This window comes from Mesorhizobium sp. M7A.F.Ca.CA.001.10.2.1 (genome assembly GCF_003998575.1).
In the GTDB taxonomy this organism is placed as follows: Bacteria; Pseudomonadota; Alphaproteobacteria; order Rhizobiales; family Rhizobiaceae; genus Mesorhizobium.
The window spans coordinates 1-3,741 of the sequence record NZ_RZQY01000607.1 but is presented as its reverse complement, the minus strand read 5'-3'; the positions used below and the strand labels follow the sequence as shown (position 1 = coordinate 3,741).

Annotated in this window: 4 protein-coding genes and 1 pseudogene; all 5 read right to left on the bottom strand. The window is 63.1% G+C overall.

The annotated features are described in order from the left end of the window. A partial coding sequence (locus tag EN964_RS28275; protein WP_127277001.1) for an ATP-binding cassette domain-containing protein occupies positions 1-363 on the bottom strand: 363 nt, incomplete at its 3' end. Positions 364-565: 202 nt separating this feature from the next. Beyond that, on the bottom strand, positions 566-1,660 hold the full coding sequence (locus EN964_RS28270) for an ABC transporter ATP-binding protein (protein ID WP_127267578.1): 1,095 nt from the start codon (positions 1,658-1,660) through the stop codon (positions 566-568). Continuing rightward, the gene (locus tag EN964_RS28265) at positions 1,657-2,616 is read right to left on the bottom strand and encodes a carbohydrate ABC transporter permease (protein ID WP_127270896.1); all 960 of its coding nucleotides are present in this window, start codon (positions 2,614-2,616) and stop codon (positions 1,657-1,659) included. Before EN964_RS28265 ends, EN964_RS28270 begins: the two co-directional genes overlap by 4 nt. After that, complete coding sequence (locus tag EN964_RS28260; RefSeq protein ID WP_127269508.1) at positions 2,613-3,473, bottom strand: carbohydrate ABC transporter permease; 861 nt, start codon at positions 3,471-3,473, stop codon at positions 2,613-2,615. The genes EN964_RS28265 and EN964_RS28260 overlap by 4 nt, the downstream gene beginning before the upstream one ends. 81 nt (positions 3,474-3,554) lie before the next feature. Continuing rightward, positions 3,555-3,741 (bottom strand): annotated as a pseudogene (locus EN964_RS28255) (sugar ABC transporter substrate-binding protein); the annotation flags it as partial.

The following is a 3,741-nucleotide window of genomic DNA, read 5'->3' as shown; positions in this document are numbered from 1 at the left end:
CAGCTTCGCCGCGACGTCGGTGACCCGCCGCTTGATCTCGGTCTCGGCGACCCGGCGTTCGACAAGGGGAAAGCGGACATTTTCGAGCGCGCTCATATGCGGAAACAGCGCCAGGTTCTGGAACACCATCGCCACGTTGCGCTCGGCCGGCGACATCGCGTTGACCGGCCTGCCTCCGATCAGGATTTCGCCGGTGTCAGGTGTCTCCAGCCCGAGCACCAGGCGCAGGATCGTCGACTTGCCCGACAGCGGCGGTCCGAAGAAGCAGAAGAACTCATTGTCGTTGACGGTGAACGAGGCGTCGTCGACGGCAAGTGTGTTGCCGTAGCGTTTGGTCACGTTGCGAAAGACGATATCGGCCATGGCTCAGGTCGCTCCACGGATCAGTGACAGGTAGCGAACGCCGGCGCCGCCCCTCATCCGCCTGCCGGCACCTTCTCCCCGTATAGGGACGGGGAGAAGGGAGAAGCTCCAACGATGACGCCCCCCTCTCCCCGTCTCTACACGGGGAGAGGGTAAGGGTGAGGGGCGGCGCCAACTTGCGAAAATTTGCCGGACCAACATCTCAGCCTCCCACCCTCATGGCGCGGCCGGTGGCAGCGTCGAAGACGCGCACCGACGACGTAGTGGGGGCGATGACAGCGGTGTCGCCGATAGTCAGTCCGACATCATTGTCGAACACCGTTTTCACAGCCGCCTCGCCCTGGCCGAGATGAACGATGGTGCGCGCACCGATCCGTTCGACAAAGGTCACCGGCATTGCGAGGCCCTGCCCATTCTGCACCAACGTCGCCTGTTCAGGCCGGAATCCGTAAAGCACCTCGCCGCGCGCACCACGCATGGCCGCTGCGAGTTCGCCCGGCAGCGGCGGCGTGACGCCCAGCGGTCCGAGATCGACGACCAGTCCGCGGTCGCTCTCCGCTGGCCTGCCTTTGAGCAGGTTCATGCCCGGCGCACCGATAAAGCGGGCGACGAAGACATTGGCCGGATCGTTGTAGACCTCGAGCGGCGTGCCGACCTGCTGCAGCACGCCATGATCCATGACCGCGATGCGGTCGGCCATGGTCATCGCCTCAAGCTGATCGTGGGTGACATAGACCATGGTCTGGCGGAACTGCCGCTGCAGCTGCTTCAGTTCGGTGCGCATGACGGCCCGGAAAGCGGCGTCGACATTGGACAGCGGCTCGTCGAGCAGGAAGATCGCCGGCTCCATGATCGCCGAGCGGCCGATCGCCACCCGCTGCAAGATGTTGACCGACAGCCTGTCGGCCTTGCGGTCGAGCAGCGGCGTCAGCTGCAGCATCTCAGCGATAGCGCCGACACGGCGGTCGATCTCGGCTTTGGCAGCCCCTCGCATTTTTGGTCCATAGGCAAGGTTCTGGCGCACCGTCATATGCGTGAAGATGGCGTAGTTCTGGAAGACGAAGCCGACGCCGCGCCGGCCCATCGGCACGCCGGCCATGTCGCGCTCGCCAAACAGGATCTTGCCGCCGGTCGGCTCTTCCATGCCGGCGATCATGTTCATCGTCGTCGACTTGCCGCAGCCCGACGGGCCGAGCAGCGCCATGAACTCGCCGTCTGATATTGCCAGGTCCATGGTCTTGAGCGCGGTAAAGTCGCCGAATTTCTTGACCAGGTTCTGCAAGTGGATCGCGCTCATGCCGTTACCTCGCGTGCCCGCGCCATGCGCTTCATGGCAAACACCGCGACGATCGACAGCACGACCAGAATGGCCAGCGCGATCGCCGCCACATAGCCCCAGATCAAATCCTGAGTGGTGAGCTTGTAGATGTAGACCGAGATGGTTTCGGTGGCGACGCCTGGACCGCCGCCGGTCATGATGTAGAGCGTGTCGAAGATCTTGAAGTTCTCGATCACCCGGATCGCCAGCGCGATGATGATGATCGTCTTCATCTTCGGCAGCACGATGGTGACGAAGCGCTGCCAGGGATTGGCGCCGAGCAGCGTCGCCGCCTTGATCTGATCCTCCGGCACGCCGACCAGACCGGCAAGCAGGATGAGGAACATCAGCGGCGTCCACTGCCAGATGTCGGCGACCATCACCGCGATCAGCGCCAGAGTCGGATCCGACAGCCAGGCGATGGTGACGGGAGATCCGGTGAGCGCCGACAAGATGTCGTTCACCGGCCCTCTCGACTGGAACAGCATGAAGAACATGTAGCCGGCCACCGCCGGCACCACCATCATCGGCATCAGCAGGATCGAATAGAAGGCGCGCTTGCCCGGGAAATCGTCGGCAAACAGCGTCGCCAGCGCCAGCCCAAGCAGGAATTCCGCCGGCACGCAGACGATCATGACGATGGCCGTACGCTTCAGCGCGCTCCAGAAGCGCGCGTCGGCGGCGAGATCGGTGTAGTTGGCAAAGCTGTTCCACATCGACCAGGCGTTCCACCAGCCGGTGCCCGACAGCGGCGACCAGTCAGTGACGCTGATGTAGAGCTGCATCAACAGCGGGAAGGCCGAGATGAACAGCACCAGGATCTGCGCAGGCAATGTCAGGCGAAAACCCAGCCTTGCGCCCTCATCGCGCGAAACCGGCTTTGCTCCGACGGCTGTCATCTCATCCTTGGACGTCATGGCAGTCACCGCGCTCATTGCTTGAGCGCCCCGAACGTCAACCCGCGCACCAGATGGCGTTGGATGGCGATGCCCATGATGACCGGCGGCACGGCCGCGATCAGGCCAAGCGCCGCCTTGGCGCCATAGAGCTGCCCGGTCATCGAGGAGGATAGCGAGGCCATGTAGACCGGGATGGTCACCCATTCGCGCGTCGTCAGAAGCAGCGCGATCAGATAGTCTGACCAGTTGAGGATGAAGACGAAGAGCGCGGCACTGGCGAGCGGCGCGCGCATCATCGGCAGCGTGATGCGGGTGAAGACGCGCAGCCGCGAACAGCCTTCGACAAGCGCTGCCTCCTCGATCTCGCGCGGCATGTCGTCGAAGAAGGTCTTCATCAGCCAGAAGGCGAACGGCAAGGTGACGATGCCGTAGATCAGCGCCAGGCCCCACCAGCTGTCGGTGAAGTTGAGGAAAGCCCACATGATCATCACCGGGATCATGACCGCCATCGGCGGAAAGATCCTGAGCTGGATCAGCGCCAGCGGCAGGTTCTGGCCGGAGCCGAAACGCGACAGCCCATAAGCCGCGGCAGTGCCCGCCGACATGGCGATCACCGTGCCGAAAACCGCCGACAGCAGCGATGCGAGGATCGGCTTCAGCGCGTTACGGTCGAGCGCGACGATCAAATTGTTGGTCGACTCGCCGAACACGAAACGGAAATTGCTGAGCGTCGGGTTCTTCGGCCACCAGGTCAGTTCGGCGCCGGTCGCCGACCATTCGGCGATCGGCTTGAACGCCATCGATACCATCCACAGGATCGGCACCAGCGTCACCGCCATGGCCGCGAAGATCGCGGCATAGCGGAATATCAGGAAAGGAACGGAACGCTTCATCTGGCGGCTTTGCTGGTGGCGTTGTGGGCGGAGGGGAGAAGTAGGCTCCTCCCCTCCTTCGATATGATCCAGGGAGAAGGATCAGACGATTGGATCGAGAACTGTCGGCCAGGCCTCCTTGTTGGTCTTGATGGCTTCGAGCAGTTTGTCCTCGCCGGTGCGCCGGGCGATCTTCTTCCACTCTGCCTCGGTGTCGGCCATCGCCTGCTCCGATGTCTTGGCCTTGGTCAGCGCCGCCATCAGGTTCTCGTCGAGCGCATTGTGGAAG

Excerpts from the sequence above, each read along its gene's own strand:
- EN964_RS28260 (WP_127269508.1), bottom strand. The coding sequence starts at position 3,473 with ATGAAGCGTTCCGTTCCTTTCCTGATATTCCGCTATGCCGCGATCTTC.
- EN964_RS28270 (WP_127267578.1), bottom strand. The coding sequence starts at position 1,660 with ATGAGCGCGATCCACTTGCAGAACCTGGTCAAGAAATTCGGCGACTTT.
- EN964_RS28265 (WP_127270896.1), bottom strand. The coding sequence starts at position 2,616 with ATGAGCGCGGTGACTGCCATGACGTCCAAGGATGAGATGACAGCCGTC.